The sequence below is a fragment of the Spirosoma luteum DSM 19990 genome (genome assembly GCF_000374065.1).
GTDB classification, from domain to species: Bacteria; Bacteroidota; Bacteroidia; order Cytophagales; family Spirosomataceae; genus Spirosoma; species Spirosoma luteum.
In genome coordinates this window covers 15,867-33,923 of sequence record NZ_KB893263.1, presented here as the reverse complement: position 1 = coordinate 33,923, position 18,057 = coordinate 15,867, and the positions used below count along the sequence as shown (strand labels likewise).

15 protein-coding genes are annotated in these 18,057 nt (G+C 50.9%); 3 read left to right on the top strand and 12 right to left on the bottom strand.

Going from position 1 to position 18,057, the window contains the following annotated elements:
• Nucleotides 1–493 precede the first annotated feature (493 nt).
• Both B156_RS32615 and B156_RS31435 read left to right on the top strand, forming a co-directional pair.
• A complete protein-coding gene (locus B156_RS32615; RefSeq protein WP_084757774.1) occupies nucleotides 494–682 on the top strand; it encodes a KilA-N domain-containing protein in 189 nt (62 codons plus the stop codon).
• A 368-nt stretch (nucleotides 683–1,050) separates the two neighbouring features.
• A complete protein-coding gene (locus B156_RS31435) occupies nucleotides 1,051–1,254 on the top strand; it encodes a hypothetical protein (RefSeq protein WP_157627076.1) in 204 nt (67 codons plus the stop codon).
• Here B156_RS31435 and B156_RS0116470 read toward each other — a convergent pair.
• From B156_RS0116470 to B156_RS0116430, 9 genes are all read right to left on the bottom strand, one after another.
• Complete coding sequence (locus B156_RS0116470; protein WP_018620861.1) at nucleotides 1,251–2,492, bottom strand: PriCT-2 domain-containing protein; 1,242 nt, start codon at nucleotides 2,490–2,492, stop codon at nucleotides 1,251–1,253. The genes B156_RS31435 and B156_RS0116470 overlap by 4 nt on opposite strands.
• 144 nt (nucleotides 2,493–2,636) lie before the next feature.
• Entirely contained in the window at nucleotides 2,637–3,989 is a 1,353-nt protein-coding gene (locus tag B156_RS0116465; protein WP_018620860.1) for an AAA family ATPase, read from the bottom strand.
• Nucleotides 3,990–4,052: 63 nt separating this feature from the next.
• Nucleotides 4,053–4,523, bottom strand: coding sequence for a VRR-NUC domain-containing protein (locus B156_RS0116460; RefSeq protein ID WP_157627075.1), 471 nt, complete (start codon nucleotides 4,521–4,523; stop codon nucleotides 4,053–4,055).
• Nucleotides 4,516–4,809, bottom strand: coding sequence for a helix-turn-helix domain-containing protein (locus B156_RS0116455; RefSeq protein WP_018620858.1), 294 nt, complete (start codon nucleotides 4,807–4,809; stop codon nucleotides 4,516–4,518). The genes B156_RS0116460 and B156_RS0116455 overlap by 8 nt, the downstream gene beginning before the upstream one ends.
• Before the next feature lie 70 nt (nucleotides 4,810–4,879).
• Nucleotides 4,880–5,575, bottom strand: coding sequence for a hypothetical protein (locus B156_RS0116450; protein ID WP_018620857.1), 696 nt, complete (start codon nucleotides 5,573–5,575; stop codon nucleotides 4,880–4,882).
• A gap of 59 nt (nucleotides 5,576–5,634) precedes the next feature.
• On the bottom strand, nucleotides 5,635–6,948 hold the full coding sequence (locus B156_RS0116445) for a site-specific integrase (protein WP_018620856.1): 1,314 nt from the start codon (nucleotides 6,946–6,948) through the stop codon (nucleotides 5,635–5,637).
• Nucleotides 6,949–7,278: 330 nt separating this feature from the next.
• Nucleotides 7,279–8,358, bottom strand: a complete 1,080-nt coding sequence (dinB, locus tag B156_RS0116440) for a DNA polymerase IV (protein WP_018620855.1) — start codon at nucleotides 8,356–8,358, stop codon at nucleotides 7,279–7,281.
• Nucleotides 8,359–8,589: 231 nt separating this feature from the next.
• The gene (locus tag B156_RS0116435; protein ID WP_018620854.1) at nucleotides 8,590–10,743 is read right to left on the bottom strand and encodes a glycoside hydrolase family 31 protein; all 2,154 of its coding nucleotides are present in this window, start codon (nucleotides 10,741–10,743) and stop codon (nucleotides 8,590–8,592) included.
• A 317-nt stretch (nucleotides 10,744–11,060) separates the two neighbouring features.
• Entirely contained in the window at nucleotides 11,061–12,407 is a 1,347-nt protein-coding gene (locus B156_RS0116430) for a Gfo/Idh/MocA family protein (RefSeq protein ID WP_018620853.1), read from the bottom strand.
• Between the two features lie 96 nt (nucleotides 12,408–12,503).
• On the opposite strand from B156_RS0116430, the gene B156_RS0116425 reads away from it, so the two are divergent.
• On the top strand, nucleotides 12,504–13,547 hold the full coding sequence (locus B156_RS0116425) for a dienelactone hydrolase family protein (protein ID WP_018620852.1): 1,044 nt from the start codon (nucleotides 12,504–12,506) through the stop codon (nucleotides 13,545–13,547).
• Between the two features lie 86 nt (nucleotides 13,548–13,633).
• Here the strand turns inward: B156_RS0116425 and B156_RS0116420 are convergent, their stop codons facing one another.
• The 3 genes from B156_RS0116420 to holA form a co-directional block, all read right to left on the bottom strand.
• The gene (locus tag B156_RS0116420; protein WP_018620851.1) at nucleotides 13,634–14,191 is read right to left on the bottom strand and encodes a hypothetical protein; all 558 of its coding nucleotides are present in this window, start codon (nucleotides 14,189–14,191) and stop codon (nucleotides 13,634–13,636) included.
• 45 nt (nucleotides 14,192–14,236) lie between these two features.
• On the bottom strand, nucleotides 14,237–16,549 hold the full coding sequence (locus B156_RS0116415; RefSeq protein ID WP_245563759.1) for a TonB-dependent receptor: 2,313 nt from the start codon (nucleotides 16,547–16,549) through the stop codon (nucleotides 14,237–14,239).
• A 313-nt stretch (nucleotides 16,550–16,862) separates the two neighbouring features.
• On the bottom strand, nucleotides 16,863–17,897 hold the full coding sequence (gene holA / locus B156_RS0116405) for a DNA polymerase III subunit delta (RefSeq protein WP_018620848.1): 1,035 nt from the start codon (nucleotides 17,895–17,897) through the stop codon (nucleotides 16,863–16,865).
• Between the last annotated feature and the right edge of the window lie 160 nt (nucleotides 17,898–18,057).

Sequence of the window (18,057 nt, the reverse complement as noted above, 5' to 3'; positions counted from 1 at the left end):
GGTATAAAGTGTTGTTGAGTCCAGCGGTAGTACACAGCGTCAGTAGCAATAGAGTTTTTACCCTATCCTTACCCTGAAAAGTAGTTGAGGTCTGCCAGTAAGCGGATTTATTAAACGGTAGTGGTGCGGCTACTTACCTACCATTGTGCTGGCGGCTCCGGTCGTAGCATAGCGACGCTTCTTTATCATCCTTTGACCTGCTCCCCGAAAGTGCCTGCCAAAGCCACACTTACATCGCATCCCTTTTCTATGCCATACTTACCGGCTGAAAACAACGGGGACCGAGGGAAAAAACACGGCGCACGGTGGAGGGGCGAAGGGTAGTAGTCCCAGCGAACCCGAAAGTTTATTTTTCAAACCTGACTCCCCAACATTGGGGGGGGACTTTGAGAATGGGGGAGGTATTCTTTCCAGAACAGGTATAGGCTTTATATGATATACCCCATTTTTTGACCCATATTTTTTTAAGTACCTCCCTTTTCTATACAGCAAAATAGTCTATCTGCTAAAGGCATCGGCCCGGTTTCTTAAATGTACGCCAGACGTACTTTTAAAATCCAAGCGGGGTAAGGGTGGCGGTACGTGGGCAGTCGAACAAATTGCTCTTGAATATGCTCAATATCTCAGCCCTGAATTGGCGGTTTTGGACAGCGCAGAATTGCGCTGTCATGTTAATCAGTAGCTTACACACTTGCAGGTACAATATAGGGGGTATAAACAGCCTGATAACAAGGTGTTTTTGTTACTGGTGGTATAACGTATGGGGTCATAACTTATGGGTTACAAGGAGTTGGTAGGGCTGTCCCTCCTCCACTACAACACATCGCCTGTTGTCTCACATCGTTTCAGTAACTAACTTGTACCTAACAATCAGATGAATACATGGAACAGCTAGTACAATCAAGAACAGCACCTCACCGGACACGGCATAAGATTAACCCCTATAAGAGCGCAATACAGACCCGTACAGCCGTGATTTTCGCTCCGGACGACCACACACTTGTCGCAATCTGTAAACTCTCAGCCAGGGCGCTACGGGTGCTGGTGATTATGGCTGCTCGGGTTGACCCCACTACCGGTGTGAGCCATTGCAGTAAGCAGGAAATGAATCGCTTCTTCTCTGCGCTCCGGGTGAATCTCTCCCTTGCAACGGCGGAACTGATTGATGCTGGATTAGTGGCGAAGGGGAAGAAACTTGATACGTACTACCTCAACCCAAAGGCGTTTCAGGTCGTCACGCTGCCGACGCTTTAATCAACGGCTTTATTCGTGGGCTGGTATGATGGTAGAGAAGCTAACCCCATCTGACTAAAGTAGGGGTCTTGGCACTGCCATTCGTGGAATGAATGTACTCTGATTGTTGGTACGGCTCCGGGTAGCTCAGGTTCGTCACATTCAGCCGGGTCGGTATCACAAGGCTCAACCGTCAACCGTTCCAACTGCGATTCATCCGGTTTCGGGATTGAGCCTGGTCGGGCTTGCTGTTCGGCAATAGTGGTAACGGTGGTCGCGGCTGGTGGTCGGGGTGTAGTTGATACAGGTCGGGTCATTGTTGGCCGTGGCTGTGCGACTGGTAGCGGTATCAACTCTTTCCACTCAATGCCGATTTGCCTACATAAGTGAAAGAACGTCCCCAATGTCGCTTTTGATCGAGCCCTTAAGCAGGCCGTGAACTGCTTATCCGTTTTGCCAGTATCATAGCCAGTATGATTCTGGCTGACATGGTGAAAGTAATCCCTACCACTTTCCCCAAATCCATTTGCCAGGCTGCATCCAACTTCGTACCACTCATTGTAACTGTCACCTACATACGTTCCCTGTCGTAGTACTTCCTGAATGCACACTTCTACCCGCTTACGCTCCTGGTCGGCTTCCGCCGTTACATCGAACGGGCGGGGCTTTGGTTTGGGCGGAGTGTCGTACAAATCAAAAACCATGACTTGTTCCGGCATATGCGGTGCCGGTTCGTAGGAGTAAGTGCGTGCACTGGCCACGTTACGGGGGGCGGGGTCAATCTTAATACCATAGTGGGCGAACACCCGTTTGAGCGCGTCAAAGTGCTGGCTGTGCCGGTCAGGGCTGGTAATGGGTACAAGTCCCCAATACCCTTTACCCGACGCTGATAAGGCGCAATAGGCAACAAAAGGCAACTTACTAATTTGTGTTTTCAGGTCGGCATAGTTGCGGATATGGGGGTTATCCTTTGGGTCAATGTCAAAATGAATTAATCGGGTATGACTACCAGCAACCATTGACGATTCTTTACGGTAGGTAAACACAGCACTCGGAGTAATGGCGGGTAAGGTTCTCTTTAAAGAGTCACGTTTCTCTTTCTCCTCAACCTGTCGCAAGGCTTCAATCTTGTCGCGGTACTTACCTGATTTGAGCCACGTGAACAGGTTGATGGTTACCGGGTTTTCCGGGGAACTACAGTTTGCAAAACAGGAAACTGACACATTCAGCACGTCTTTGGTTTGTAGGTAAGTTGGCATAACGACGTAATTACACGTTGTAAATTCTGCTGGTTGTGGGGGATTTTCGAGTTAGTTAGTTTACAATTCCCTAGGGAAAACTTAACTAACTAACTTTTCACTGCTACCTTTTTACGGGATAGTTAAGTAGTTTGTTAACTCTGCCTAACTATCAGTTGATGTGTCGTACTTTTCTCTCCAACGCTTCTCAATTGTGGATATGTACGGTTTCGTCCAGCTTAAATAATCGCTCAGTCCTTGCCCTTGAAGTCCCTTTTTCCGGGCTTCTTGTATCCTATCGTATCTCTCTTGTAGTACATCCCCCTTCGACCCCCCCTCGGAGACTTTAATAAAATCGTGTTCATTACCGTATCCTATCGGCTCGAAGTGAAGAAACCCGCCATCAGTGGTTATTTGATACGTCCTTACGTTCTCAGTATCATAAATTAGTTCGGCACTCCTCACCTTGAGTTGCTTTATGTATCGCAAGTCTTTATCCGTCTGGCTCCGGCCAATTGAAAACACCGCATCAGCGAAATTCGATTTCATTTTCGACCCTTGGAGATCGTTTAAGCTGATGGGGCGCGTTGAATCGACTTTCTTGTTATGCTCAAAGATGACGAATGTGATACTCCGGTTTAACTTTAGCCGGGTCAGATTGTCCATAATGGGAATCGTGGCCTTTGCCGTATCGGTATCGCCTGCGGCTATCCGCGTCATGTTGTCAATTAACACTACCTCAGCTTGCGTTATCTCAATGGCTTGTTCTAAACTTTCGTTAAAATATTGTTCATACGACACGCCTTTTGGTGATCTGAATTGAGGGGTAAAATCAGCCCGAAAAAAGCGGTCTGGGAACCGAAAGTGTTGCCCATTTTTATCCTTGAACCTTTTTTCAAATTGTTTGTCGCTGAGTTCAAGGTCTACGTAAAGAACATTCCGGGTGGCTGCCATTTCTATGGCCATCTGTACTCCGAAGGTGGTTTTTCCAATTCCAGTGTCAGCGAAAAGCATTGTCAACTCACCTTCAACAACCAGAGGTGAAAACAACTCTATCGGGTCGGGTTGGGATGCTGCCTGTAACAAGACGTCATTAGCGGTACGAATCCGAAACATGCCCGTCTCTCTTTGGGGCTGCTCGGGTTCCGACTGGTCGTCTGCTTGCTCCTCATTGGGCAGTTCCTGCCGGAAATCGTCTGGGTTAAATCCATCAATACTGACCTCGTGTAAGTCGTCATCGGCCTTACTACCTTCAGATTGAGACGAATCTGCTTTTTGCGAAGCAGTTTCTTCGGAGATAGTTGGTCTTGTTTTTTGGTACGAAAGTAATGCTTGTGAACTGGTAGCTACTTTGTATTCTGTATCAGAAAAGATGTCGGCATCAGCCCTGTAGTTTCGCCAAACCGTTAGGTCAAAATCGTCGCGTATCCATATATGTCCATCACTGGCAATAAACATTTTTGGCAATTCGCCATTCGCTACGCCTTGCGCAGAAGGCTGATTTTGAGTATCTTGCATTGTCGTTAAAGAGTATTAGTGATGGGGCGGTAGCCCTCACAGCTACCGTTTTTTTGGTGTAAATCATGGTTGAAATGGGAGCGATTCGGCTCGGTGAAGCTGAGGTTGCAAGGCCGTAAACCAGTCGTAGAAAGACTGAAAATCTTTTGCTATAAAGACGTATGCACCCGATAAGAGAAGGCTTTCTATTGTCGCTTTTTGGACTTCTGAGACCCTGTCGTTCCCAATTTTTACCTCGCAGAACAGTACATAAGAATCCACGATGGCGACCGTGTCTGGCAAACCAGCTTTCTGCTGACTTGGAACCCATTTCTTAATGTCGTCCCGATACGTTCCAGTTGATTGCAAGCGGGTGGCGAAGTGGCCGCATAAAGTCAGGTAATCCACGATGCAGGTAGTCAGGTCGTTGGCCGCTTTGTCGGAATACTTCGATTTGACCCGGTACGGAACATTTGGGTGTTTTTCGGCCTTCCTCTGGTCGGCCATAGCGTTAAGAATCGCTAAAGCGGATGGGGTTTGAGTTGGCTTACTCATGGCTGACAACACCTCCTCTTTTCGTAAGCGCCGCCATCAACTCATTTTTCAAAAAATATTTCTTGTTGCCGAGGTGGTAGCCCTTGATGATCCCTTTTTTTTCCCACGACCACAGTGAGACTTTAGATGTCCGAAATAGTGTTGCAGCTTCGTCCGGTGTAAGGGGGTCGTCGGCTCCTGGGGATGCAGCCAGATTTTTGCCACTGCGTAGTAATTGCAGGGTTTCCAGAGTCAACGCTTCTAAGTTCGTAAGCCGGGCGTTGATCGGCTCAAATGGATTACTCATAGCTACCGTCGTTTTTTGTGATTGACGGTAGCAAAGGTTAACCGGGTGGAAAGTGAGCAACCGGTTGCAACTAGCTACTAAATTTAGCCTCTATTGTTCTAATCTCACTTTCAGCCTGTTTCTTTTCTAAATCTGTTAGGCTAGGTAATATTCGTTCAATGGATTTTATAAGAAGGTCCGCTTTCCTTTTGGAGTCGTTACAGTAGGCGATTCGTTTTTTAGGGGTGGCAAAATCTATGTAGTCATTATACATTGGCTCTCCTTTCTTTACAGAAGGCAAGTCTTTATAGCAATGTATTAGAGCTCGTTCCCTTGCAGATAGAACGTTTACTGGAGGAGGGGATACGGCTTTATCCGTAAGTTGTTGTTTCAGGCTCAATACTTGCAGAAGATAGTCGTTCAATTCGCGCTCATGCTCGTTGATGTATGCTCTAATTATTGGGTGTATGGGTGTACTAGGAATCAGTGTATAAGTTATGCTACCTTTAATTACCTCCAGTTTTCTGAGTTTTGCGGACTCTGGGCCCCTTTGTGCCTCCTCTATAAAAGTAGGTAGGGATTCTAAATACTTTTCTATCTCAGCGATATAAAACAACGGGTCGTTGAGCAGCATCCATTGATTTGTCTCCTGTAATTTTACATAGCGTTGGGGATACATCTGTGCGAACAGCTTTGCATCTGGGGTCAACCTTCTACTGATTTCATCAGCATCATTCATCCATTCAAGACCTGGCTCGAACTGTTCAGGATCATTATTAGTTTCCATATTGATATATTAGGGTTAGCCCGTTATGGTGTTCCAGACCGTAGCGGGCTTTTGTGTTTTTAACTGGCAATCGTGAACGGTGTACCCTGTAACTGCTTCTGCCAGTGTAGGGCAATTATCTTGGCGTGTTGCTCCTCATCTAGCTTGATATACCTCATAAACGCTTTCTCTGTCTTGTGGCCAGTAATACGCATAATGGTAATGGATGGTACACCTAACAAATACATATTGGTAGCAAAGGACCTGCGCCCAGTATGGGTACTAACCATCTGCCACTTTTCCAGTGAGCGGATAACCCGAACACCGCCTTTTGTAATTGCTTTTCCTTCATTGCTGTTCAGTTCTGCCTGTTTACAAATCTCTTTCAGGTAGTCATTCGACTTCTGATTACTGATGCTTTTGGGAAGTTGGCCGTTGTACTTATCCAGCAAGGCCGTTACTATCGGGTGGCAGGGTATAACCACTTTTCCCTGAGTTTTAAACTGCTCCATCCGTATCATACCGTCTTTGATGTATTCGGGCCGTATAGTGGTGAAATCGGAGAAACGAAGCCCGGTATAGCATCCGACTAGAAAAAGGTCTCTGACGCGCTCTAACCGGGGCTGTTTGGACAAATCCAGTGCGTACAGCCGTTGTAGTTCTGGCTCTGTCAGATAGATGCTATCGGCATCTTCCTTCAGCACCTTAAACCGGCTACTCTTATAATCCAGCTTTGTATTTATGCCTTTAGCCGTTGCTTCGTTGAGGAACACTTTCAGCGTTTGTACGTACTTGCCTACTGCGTTGACGGATAGTAAATGATCTTTCCTTCCCTTCGTCAGCCACGCCGTGAAATCGCCGTAGAAATCCAGGTCTATTGTATCGAAATCAATCGGGCGTTTGTAGGTACTGGCAAACTCCCTCAGCACTCTGACGGTGGTGCTGTACTTCTGAATGGTCCGGGGGTTGATCGGCTTTCCTGTTTCGATGTTGACCCGCTGAGGGGCGGTTTTAATAAAGTTATCAATGAATGCAAACAAGGTATCATTGGCCGGTACTGCCTCAGCCGGCGGTGGGTTGCGGAACAATTCTATCTTTTCCTGTATAGTCTCCTTTGTGATGGCAATACGTGCTGATCGCCATTCAGCCAGGAAATTACCTGTGTACTTTTCCAGATCATTCAGAAACGTATTTATAAGGTCTTTGTGTGTGGCATCGACTACATTCTTCACCCTACCTTTTTCTTCGTTCCAGTGAGCCGGTTTGACCTTATGTCCAGTGCTAATTTTCACTCTGGTATTATTGAAACGAATAAGCCCCACTATGGGCGTTTCTGCCTTGGCAGTGGGTTCACGGAGTACAAAGGAAATGGGGGTTTCTGCTGTTCGTGCCATCGGATGAAACTGATTAGTTGATGCACGAATATACAAACGGGGGACGGAATGGGGACGGAATAGCTTAATTTATTTTAATCAACCCTAACTACATTTAATTAGTTGCAAGTAAAAAACGGCTTCTGGTTATTAAATTGGCCATTTTTATAGCATATGGAGACTGTATAGCAAAAGGAGAAATTAAGAGGTTGCGTCCTGCTCCCCGCTACAATTACGATACCTGATAGCCTTTTAAATGGTCTGTCAGGTATTTTTTTTAGCCTAAGCGCTAATTTGCTAACGGTATTCAGCCTTTTGCCTTGCCGGTTGAATTATCCACTCTCCGGTCAATCAAAAATCAAGCCGTAACTGACCGCCATCCACCGCATCTCCCGTTTGTAAACTTGACAGGGATACCCCCAGTAGCCGAATCCCTTTCTCTGTGGGTAGCAGCGCGCACAGCAGTTCAGTAGCCATGTGCGCCAGAACAATTTTCGTCGGAACAACCTGTAACGTGGTTTTACTCCGCGTAATCTGCTGAAAATCGTCGTATTTCACTTTAAGATTGACCGTGCGCCCCCGGACACCGGTGCGCTCACAATAGCCCCACACATCATTGATTAAGGGGTTCAACCCTTCGGTTAACTCAGACAACTCCGTCAAGTCCCGTTCAAACGTGTTTTCCGAGCCAACTGACTTTCGGATTCGGTTGGGCGTGACAGGCCGGTTATCGATGGCTCTGGCAATCGAGTAATAATGATGCCCTACTTTGCCAAAATGCCGGGTCAGGAAGGGTTCACTCTGCTGCCGCAGATCCAGTCCGGTGAAAATGCCCAGTTGATTCATGCGGGCCGCCGTTACCCGGCCAACCCCGTGAAACTGCCCCACCTTCAGGCCCTCCACAAAGGCTGGCCCCTGGGTCGGTTTGATCACGTACAACCCGTCGGGCTTTTTGTAATCAGAGGCTAGCTTGGCCAGAAACTTGTTGTAGGATACACCCGCCGAGGCCGTAAGGCCGGTTGCTTCTTTTATTTGCTCTTTTATCGTCTGTGCGATCCGGGTTGCCGACAAACCATTGTGACTGCCAGCCGTCACGTCCAGGTAGGCTTCGTCCAGCGAGAGCGGCTCAATCAAATCGGTGTGGCGGGCAAAAACGGCCCGAATTTGCGCAGAAACAGCCTTATAAACCTCGAAACGTGGTTTAACAAAAATCAGATCGGGGCACTTACGGATAGCGATGGACGAGGCCATAGCCGAATGAACACCAAACTGCCGGGCTTCGTAGCTGGCAGCTGCCACTACCCCCCGCTGTCGGGAGCCCCCTACTGCCAGTGGTTTTCCCCGCAGGGCGGGATCGTCCCGTTGCTCAACGGAGGCATAGAAAGCATCCATGTCGACATGAATTATTTTCCGTTGAACTTCCGTTTCCATCCCTCGTATATAATTTATTTGTACGCTACTACAGCAAAACTATACGATAATAAGGAATCATACTAATCCGCACGTACATCCTACGTCTTTCTTTCTATATGGGGCGTGGGGTTCCGTATTTCGAATCCGGCTGATGCGGGAATGAGTCTGTTTAAACAGGTTTAAAAGCAAGCAGGTACAGTAAACAGCGAACAGCAATCATATTGGGGAGGTAGCAGTTAATTCGGCCAGTCAGGGCGTCATAAAAACCCAGGAAATACCGCTGTAGTGGAACGCAGGATCAGTGGGTGGTGCCCAGCTACCTGTCAACTTACCCTGGCTGTTCCTGTTTACCGAAAGCTGTGTCCAGGTATACTTTCCCCGCTCATAGTCGAAAGTGATCCCATCATCGTCGTAGAGGTTCCAGGCACCCGCCATTTTTCCGTAATGACGAACGGTTAGGGGGACTTTTTCATTGCCCTCGGGGGAGTGAAGCGTAGGCGGAACCAGCGGAATAAGGCCACCATCTTTCACAAATACCGGAATGTTGGCCAGGCCGGGTGTTATGTCGATCACTTCGCCTTCGCCCGCTAATTTGCCCGTGTAAAAATCGTACCATTTGCCAGCGGGCAGGATTACTTTCCGGCTTGTTTCTCCGGCAAACAGGGGCGCTACCAACAGGAAGTCCCCCACCATGAATTGATCCTTTATATCTTTCCGTACGGCCAGAGCATACGGGTTATCCGTCGAGTTGAGCGTTCCGGCGGTTGTTTGCTCATTGGATGAAAAACCATCGACCAGGTTCATGGCCCTAATGGGTGGCTTCCCCTCAAATTGATATTGGGCAAAGGTGGTGTACAGGTAGGGCAGCAGCTGCATCCGCAGGTTCATGACAGCTTTTACTTCGTCAGCCACATCGGGGAAGGTCCAGGGTTTGGTACCGTCGGCCCAGGCGTTGAGCATGGCCATGGGCGAAAAACAAACCGTCTGCATCCGGCGCAGCCACTCTTCCGACGTTTTGGATGATCGGGCTTCGGGTGTCCACAGTACCCCGGCGAAACTGCTGCTGCACAGGGCCGTAATGAAATCGCGGTGGTCGTAATAATCATTGTACAATACGTAGGGAAGGGCCGATGCCCCGGCATTGGACCCCCGAACCAGCCCGTACGTCCGCTGGTTGCGCTCCCGAAACCAGTCGGCGGTCATCTTCTGAAACTGCAGGCCGTACAGCTGCCGCATCTGTTCAGCACTTATGCCGGAGGGAAACGTAGCTACATCGGGCCACAGCCACTGGTCGTAGCCATCCACCTCATCTACCTTGTAACCCGACACGCCGATAGCCAGGTGCTGACGGGTAAACAGGTCTTTGTAGAGTTTGCGGGCGGGGGGCATGTTAAAGTCAGGCACGCGGCCCACCCAAACCGTGTGCGAGCCGGTGTAAGGCAGAACGTCCTTAAAAATGGGGGAATGGGACGACACGTAGGGGTTGATCCACAAATTGGCCCGGATGTTTTCACGGGCTAGCTGCGCCAGAAACCGGGCCGGTTGTGGATACCGGGTACTGTCCCACACGAAGCTGTTGGGGTAGGAATGCGACTGCCAGCCGGGCTCCAGCCCCACAAAACTCAGGGGATAGCCTTTGGTCTTGAAGTCCGCTACTTCGTTCAGGATTTGTCTGTCCGTAAAAAGTGTTGGCATCCGATGGGTGAAACCCAGCCCCCACTTGGGCGGCAAGGTGCCCCCTCCGCAATACAGGTTGTACCGCTGCATCACTTCCATAGGCGTGCGTCCGGCAAAGACATATACCTCCGTACCGGCTGCGGGCACAACTACATCGACCGCATCGGAATAAGGTTGGGCGTTCCAGGTACGGTCGGCATTGCGGTTCATTTCGGGGGGTATATCCGGCCCATCGGCCCGCACCGCCGTTCCGGCATAAACGGTGATGTACCTTGCCGAATTGATTAGTACACCATAGCCCAGGCTGGACACGTAGAACGGAACGGGGGCGTGAGTCCGGCCATTGTCTTTGCCGCCATAATGGTCGACGTGCAAGGTTTTGATCGTGCCCCGCTGCTGTACCGCGTTGAAGTTGAGACCCAGGCCGAATAGCTGCTCCCCTCGTTGCAGAGGAAACCGTAGAAACGTTTTGTTGTCGGCCTGGCGATGAACGCTTCCTGTCAGTAATGCCGGAAAGGAAGCAGCCCCCAGTTTCGTAAGTCCGTCCAGTTTGGGCTGTACAGCCGCTACCGATAGCGGGGTGGGGCCGTCGGCTTTACCAACGACCGCTTTCCAGACACCCGGTGCCACGGATTGCCAGTTAAACGCCGTTTGCTGCGCCTGGGCCGAAAAATTGATAAGCAACAATGCAGCAAAGGCGAAAAATTGATCCGGGAAGAAACGCATGTAGTAGTATGGGCAGGGTATCAGGGCAATGAAAGAGTTCAGGACAAGTATAAACCATTAGCACTGGAAGGGCGAAATCTTTGTAGTAGCTGGACATGGGCCTACCAGTTTAGCTCCGCAGGTGCGGAATCTCAAAGCAAGATTCCGCACCTGCAGAGCTACCTAATGCTGGTGTCTCCCTGTTTTACGAAGATCACACCCTACTGGGGTAATGAACACGAACTTGCCCTGTCCCCTACTGTAAATAAGCTGGACGCTTGTCGCTGAAGCACGTAAGGAGCTTATCGAAGCAGAGTAGACCGCCCAAAAACACCCCCTTACACCACCGGTAATTTCCAGCCATTATGGTAGTGCGCATTCAGCATGGCGTTTGCCTGTGCGTCATTTTTGAAGCCCTTCGTGGCTGGGTCCCAATACACTTTTCGTCCCAACTTATACGCAATGTTGCCCATGTGCGCGTTGATAGCAGCAATGCTTCCCGTTTCGATGCCACACTTCAGGATGCCGGGGTCATTCGCCCGGATGGCCTTGACAAAGTTCTTCGTGTGTTCGTTCAGGTAATCGCCGTTGCGGGCCTGGTTGGGGATGTTTTCTACCTTATAAACCTTGACGCCGTTCTTGGTTTCGGTTTCCGGTACCAGCGACCAGCCATCCCGGTTGAGCACCAGGGTGGCGTTGTTGCCAATAAAGGCAATCCCTTCCGTACGGCCGTAGTTGCCGCCATCAATACCCGTGGCGTGTTCCCAGAGCATATTGAAGCCGTCGTACTCATACACCGCCTGGAGGGTGTCGGGGGTTTCGGAAGCATCGTCCGGGTAGGCCAGTTTGCCCCCCGAAGCCATGACGGATTTGGGGGCTTTGGCATTCATGGCATAGAGGGCAATGTCTATTTCGTGAACACCCCAGTCGGTCATCAGGCCACCGGCATAATCCCAGAACCAGCGGAAATTGAAGTGAAACCGGTTGGGGTTGAAGGCCCGTTTTGGCGCGGGTCCCAGCCACATATTGTAGTCGACACCCGCCGGTGGTGCACTATCGGGACGCACGGGTACGGGGTTCATCCAGCCCTGATAGGCCCACACTTTCACCAGACGAATATTGCCCAGCTTACCCGACCGGATGTACTCAATCGCTTTTTCATAATGCGAACCACTGCGCTGCCACTGGCCCACCTGCACAATTTTATTGTATTTTTTGGCGGCTGCCAGCATCAGGTTACACTCTTCAATGCTGTTGGCTAATGGCTTTTCCACGTAGACGTGCTTGCCAGCTGATACGGCGTCGATCATGGCCATGCAGTGCCAGTGGTCTGGGGTTCCGATAATGACGGCATCGATGTCTTTATTTTCCAGCAGCTTCCGGTAGTCTTTATAGAGCTGAGGCTTGTTCTGCTGCATGGTCTGCACATCGGCCGCCCGTTTGTCCAGCACGTTCTGATCCACATCGGCCAAGGCTACGCACTCTACATCGCTCATCAGCAAATGAGAACGCAGGTCCGACCAACCCATGCCATTGGCCCCAATCAGACCAATCTGAAGTTTATCATTGGCCGATGTTTTTTTTCGCTGGCTGGCAATAGCTTCCAGCGTGGGTAAGGTAACGAGCCCGGCGCCGGTAGCAGCCAGGGCCGAGTTTTGCAAAAAATGTCGACGGGTAGTTTTCATAGAAGTAGCGGTTTATACCGAACTGGCCAGACCTGCATAGGAAAGTATCGCAGGCCGTATACCTAATCACTTTCGTCTATTAAAACGTAAATCAGTATGGTTCACAAGTGGTGGCTATCCAACGTAATTGTTCCCATTGTCATCCTCCTGCCTTTACCAGTTGAGGGTATCCTTCCCCTAGTTTTTTCCTCAACTGCCGATAGGGTTAAAACCGATCTTGTTCCAACGCCCCAAATGAAGAAAGAGAAACAGCGCAGCGAATTATATAACCTGCTGGGTAAGCTCCCCGACCGGCACCGGCCCATGAACGTGGTGGTGGTTTCTACCCAGGAAACCGACGAACTGATTACTGAAAAGCTCCTGATGGATATTAACGGTCTGGAAAAGGTACCCGCCTATTTTACCCGTCCCAAACACCATACCGGCAAACTACCGGTTGTACTGTTCAATCACTCTCATTTTGGTCAGTACGAAGTAGGTAAAGAAGAGTTTGTGCAGGGCCGAAAGGAAATGCAGAAACCCCCGTATGCCCTGGCGCTGGCTCGGGCGGGGTATGCGGGGTTGTGCCTGGATAGCTGGTGTTTTGGGGAGCGATCGTCCCGGAAAGAGGTGGATACCTTTAAAGAGATGCTGTGGAATGGGCAGGTTCTGTGGGGGATGATGGTATACGACAACCTGCGGGCGCTGGACTACCTGGAAACCCGGCCCGAGGTTGATAAAAAGCGAATTGCCACCATGGGTATGTCGATGGGAAGCACTATGGCGTGGTGGCTGGCGGCTTTGGATGAGCGCATCAAAGTATGCGTCGATTTATGCTGCCTCACGGACTATCAAGAGTTGATAAAGGCCAATGGGCTGGGTCTGCACGGTATATATTACTACGTGCCGGACTTGCTGACGCATTTTACCACCTCCGGCATAAACGCCCTTATCTCACCCCGCCCCCACTTCGGACTTGCCGGTCGGCTCGATCCGCTGACACCCCTGCCTGGACTGGAAAAAATTGATAAAAACCTGAAAGCCGTTTATAAGCAGGAGGGGGCGCCCAACGCCTGGCAGTTGAAAATTTATGATGTCGGCCACCAGGAAACGGAAGCCATGCGTGCCGATATCCTGGCCTTTTATGCCAAGTGGTTATGAGTTGCCAGACACCCATTGTCGTATCCAGGGACCGCAACGGGAGCCACGTTTGCCCGCCCCCGTTGCGGTCCGCAAGGGTCATTGTCCTAATTGACCACTACCGGAAAATCGGTATCCAGGTCGGAGGTGCCGGGCGTGGGGGTTCCATTTTTTGACCCTGGCTGATGACGCAGTACGACCTTCAGTTTCCCCGTGCCAGCCGCTCCGGTTTTTATTTCCGTGGCCAGTCCGGTTGGATACGGACCGGGGGCGGGGTTGGTATCCCTATCCATCGGGGTAATGGTTAGCAAACTGGCGGGGGTAGGTGTGTACACGAACAGGTGTTCATTGGCCTTTCCCCTAATTTCCTGCGTAGCGTCCAGCGTGGGCGTTTTTGTTTTGTCGAGCAGGGTTATTACTCCCGTATAGGTTGTATTGGCTTTGAGATTCAACGTGGCTTTACTGAAATCGGCGGTTGTATTCAGGTTTTCGATGGTAGCCGTAACACGTTCGGTAGGGGTAGCCTTGTTGGTTAGTGTCAGTGTTGCCGTTGTGATAGCCTCGTTGTCGTCCGTTGGGGTCACATTTTGCTCATCTTTACTACAACTGGCTGTTACTAACAGGACACAGGACAGCCACAGGAGTTGTTTTTTCACTGGATTCATAATACGTAAATTTCAAGGTGTAAAAACAGGTTGTGTTTGATTGATTTATGTTTGCTTACCCACCGAGAACGGTAGTCGAAGTTTCAGGATCAGGCTACGGCCCGGCTCATCGGCATAATAGCGAAACCGGTTCAGGTAATCGCGGTAGGCGGTGTTGGCCAGGTTGGTCCCACTCAGGATAACGCTTAGCGGATGCGCTCCTATCCGGGCCGTAAAGCCCACTTCGGCACCCAGCAGAAAGTAAGCCGGTGGCGGGGGGGCAAAATCACCGGTAAAAATAACCTGCCCATCCTGCTGCCGGGTGGTAACGGCGGGGGCGCGGTTCTGCCGGGCCACGTACAGTCCGCTCACCGACATATACACGTCCGACAACGTACCCCATTGGCTCAGGTCATAGCGCAGGCTGTTGTCGGAGCGGTTTGGCGGAATAAATACGAGGTAGTTTTGCTCCGTCTGGTTGTAGGCAAACAGCAGGGAGTTTTTGGTCGCGAGCGTTAGGTGCGGGGTAATCTTATAGTTTAGGGTAGCATCGATGCCCCGGAAGGTGGCGCGTACCTGCGTATAGGTGTAGGCCGGAAAGGCCCCCCGCTGCCGGATAATCGGCACAGAATCGGGTTTCAGGTAGATGTAATTGTTGATGAGGTTATTATAAAAGCCAACCTCGCCACTTAGTCGATGTCCCGAATAAGCCAGTACGGCGTTACTGTTGTAGGCCTGCTCCGGTTTAAGCCCTGGGTTACCAATTTCGTACGCCACTGCGCTCTGGTGCAGCCCATTGGAGTACAAGTCGGCCACGTTGGGTGCCCGCCAGGCCGTGCTGAGGTTGGCGGTCAGGCTTAGGTCGGGCCGTAGCTGATAGGCAGCTCCCAGTGAGCCATTGGCATTTTGCCAGTTGTGGGTCGTATTATAGGGCTGGTTCGTGCCGTCACGGAGGAAATAAGCCCGCAGCCAGCGGTAGTCGTAGCGCAACCCGGCCTCCAGTGTCACCCGCCCGCTGGCGTACCGCTCGATGGCAAAGAGCCCGGCCCCGTAACTGCGGAAGTTGGGAATCAAAAACAGGTACTGACGTACGTTCCCCTGCGTAATCCCGTTGAACCCCACGCTACCCGACCAATGACCACCGACCGGTGTTTTAATATCCCGATGTTCCCACACCAAATCGGTCGTATGGGTTACCAGTTTGAGCGACAACTCGGGGTTGGTTAATCCACTGAACGACAGGAAATCATACTCCTGCCGGGTGTTTTGCTGGCGGGCAACCGTGGCCGTTAGTATCCCGCCTTTCGCGGTGTGGTAATCGGTCCGTATTTTCAGCAAGTTGTGCCTTACAGCCTGGTACGGGCGATCCAGAGCGTACGAAAATCCGGGTTGGGATAGGGGCTCGGGCCGGCTGATGGCCGCGTAGAGGTCGTCCAGACTACCCACCTGCGCACCGGTAAACAAGCCAATTTTTGTGTCGAACTGACTATAGAACGCTTCGATGCCCCACTTGTTAAGCTGGTAGTGAATATCCCCGGAGTAATTGGTTTCGTGGTAGCTGGTATTGGCCAGAAAATACGTTGGCGTCCGAACGAAGCCCGACCGTTTGAGGGTGCCCTGCAACCGCCAGCTAAGCCCGGGAAGCGTTTTTCCGAACGCTCCCTGCAGCATTCCCGATGCTACCCCCATGCGCCCGTTGGTAGCGCCCACCAGATTTGCTTCGCCCCGTACACCCGACTGAGTGGGCATCTCTTTCGGTTCAACCAGAATAACACCCCCGATGGCATCGGAGCCGTACCGGATGCTGGCCGCCCCTTTGATAACCGTTAGCCGGGAAGCCAGAAACTGATCTACCTGCGGAGCGTGTTCGGTACCCCACTGCTGGTCTTCCTGCCGGATGCCGTTGTTCAGGATAATAATCCGGTTGCTGTACAGCCCGTGAATAACCGGCTTGGAAACAGTAGGCCCGGTCTGGATGGAATACAGCCCGGTTATCGTTTTTAAACTCTCCCCCAGCGATTGTCCACGGGTTTGATCGAGGGCCGCCCCGGACAGACTACTCTGGGTCTGGAGCAGTTGCTGGGCTTCGGAGCGGTGTTCGGTTACCACCACCTCCTGAAGCATCTGATTGTCGGGTGCCAGTTGAATAACCGGCACGGTAATTAGTGTGTCCCGGGTTATGACAACGGGCAGCGTAACGGTTTTGTAGCCAACAAACTGGTAATCGACGGTGTATTTTCCGGGACACAGGTTCGTCAACCGAAAGTAGCCGCTGGTATCCAATACTGCACCGGTCCCCAGTTCACGGATATAGGCCGTTGAGCCGGGCAACGGTTCGCGGGAGTCCTTCCCCACAATACGCCCTTTGAGTACGGCCATACAGGGTCCAGACTGCGCCCATGCCGCCGTCATGGTGCTGACCACCAACCAACTCAGTAAACCCACTACCCCGTATTTACGCATTACATTCTCAGCCCTGTCGCTATACCCACTTATCGGAAATTTCCATTATGCAACAACGTTGCAATATTAACTTAAAAATGCGCAGGTTGTCCATTAAAAAACGTCAATGGTCTTTTTTTCTGTCCTCTTTCTAACCGGATCTTACTTCAGAAATGGCACGAAAGTCACTAAAAATCAGACCCTTTTAGGCCATTTGAAGAATGCATTCGTTGACCCGATTGCTCTCTAATCAGTGCAGAATATCAAAGATCAGTTCCCGCAAAATGTCCGCTTCGGTCATGGTTGGAGTGTCGATTCCTTTACTCTGCGCATCCGCCCGGCGGATGGCGTGAATGATAGCGGCTACTTTGGGCAGCGGAAAGGTTCGGGCTGCGGAGAGGTAATCCTTTACAAAAAAGGGATTTACACCCAGCAACGGTGCCAGCCCCTTGTCTGTCTGGTCTTTCGAAGCCTGCACCAGCACCACCTTACTGAAATAGTTGAACAGCTGCGCCAGAATAACCACCAGTGGATTGTCTTTGGCATTACGTCCGAAGTAATCAACAATCTGGTTGGCCTTTACCACGTTGCGGTCGGTCAGGGCCTTCTGCAATTCAAACACGTTGTATTCTTTGCTGATACCCACCAGCCGCTCCACGGTACTGGCCGAAATCTCTTCGCCCACGTGCAGGTTAATCAGGATTTTGTCAATCTCACCCGCCAGCCGTTTCAGGTCGTTGCCAATATGGTCGGCCAGGAGCTGGCAGGCTTTGGGGCTTACTTTAACCCCCTGTTCGCGACAGTACTCCCCTACCCAGTCCGGTATTTTGTTGTCGTACAGCTTCTTGACCCCCAGCAGTTTACCTTTTGCCCCGAAAGCTTTCACCCACGACTTCCGTTCATCCAGCGCGGGTTTCCCATCTTCCCGGACGTAACAAAGCATCAAAATCGTGCTGGAAAGCGGATTCAGGGCGTAATCCTCAAAAAGCGTTTGCGTCGATTTATCCCCAATGCCGTTCATTTGCTGGGCTTCTTTCACCAGCACCAGTTGCCGCTCGGCCATAAACGGGTACCGTCGGGCGTAGTTCAGCACGGCCCCGGCATCGGTATCTTTACCGAACAATACGAACTGGTTAAATCCCCGTTCAGCAACGGGTACGGCCACTTTCTCCAGCTCCTCGGCAATTCGGTCGAGGTAAAAGGGTTCGTCGCCATGAATCAGATAAACGGGGGCTATCCGTTTGTTACGGATGTCTTTCAGGAGCGCGTCAACAGCAGCAATCAAGGTAAGTACGATTTACGACCAGGCAGGCGGCCCCAACCCACTAGTCGGGCAACCTCGTTTAGTCTGTGCCACAAAATTAACGGTTTAGCCACTACCGCATCCCTTTATCCCTAAGATTTTACCTTTCCAACGAGAAACGCACCCGGCCGATAGGTACCCG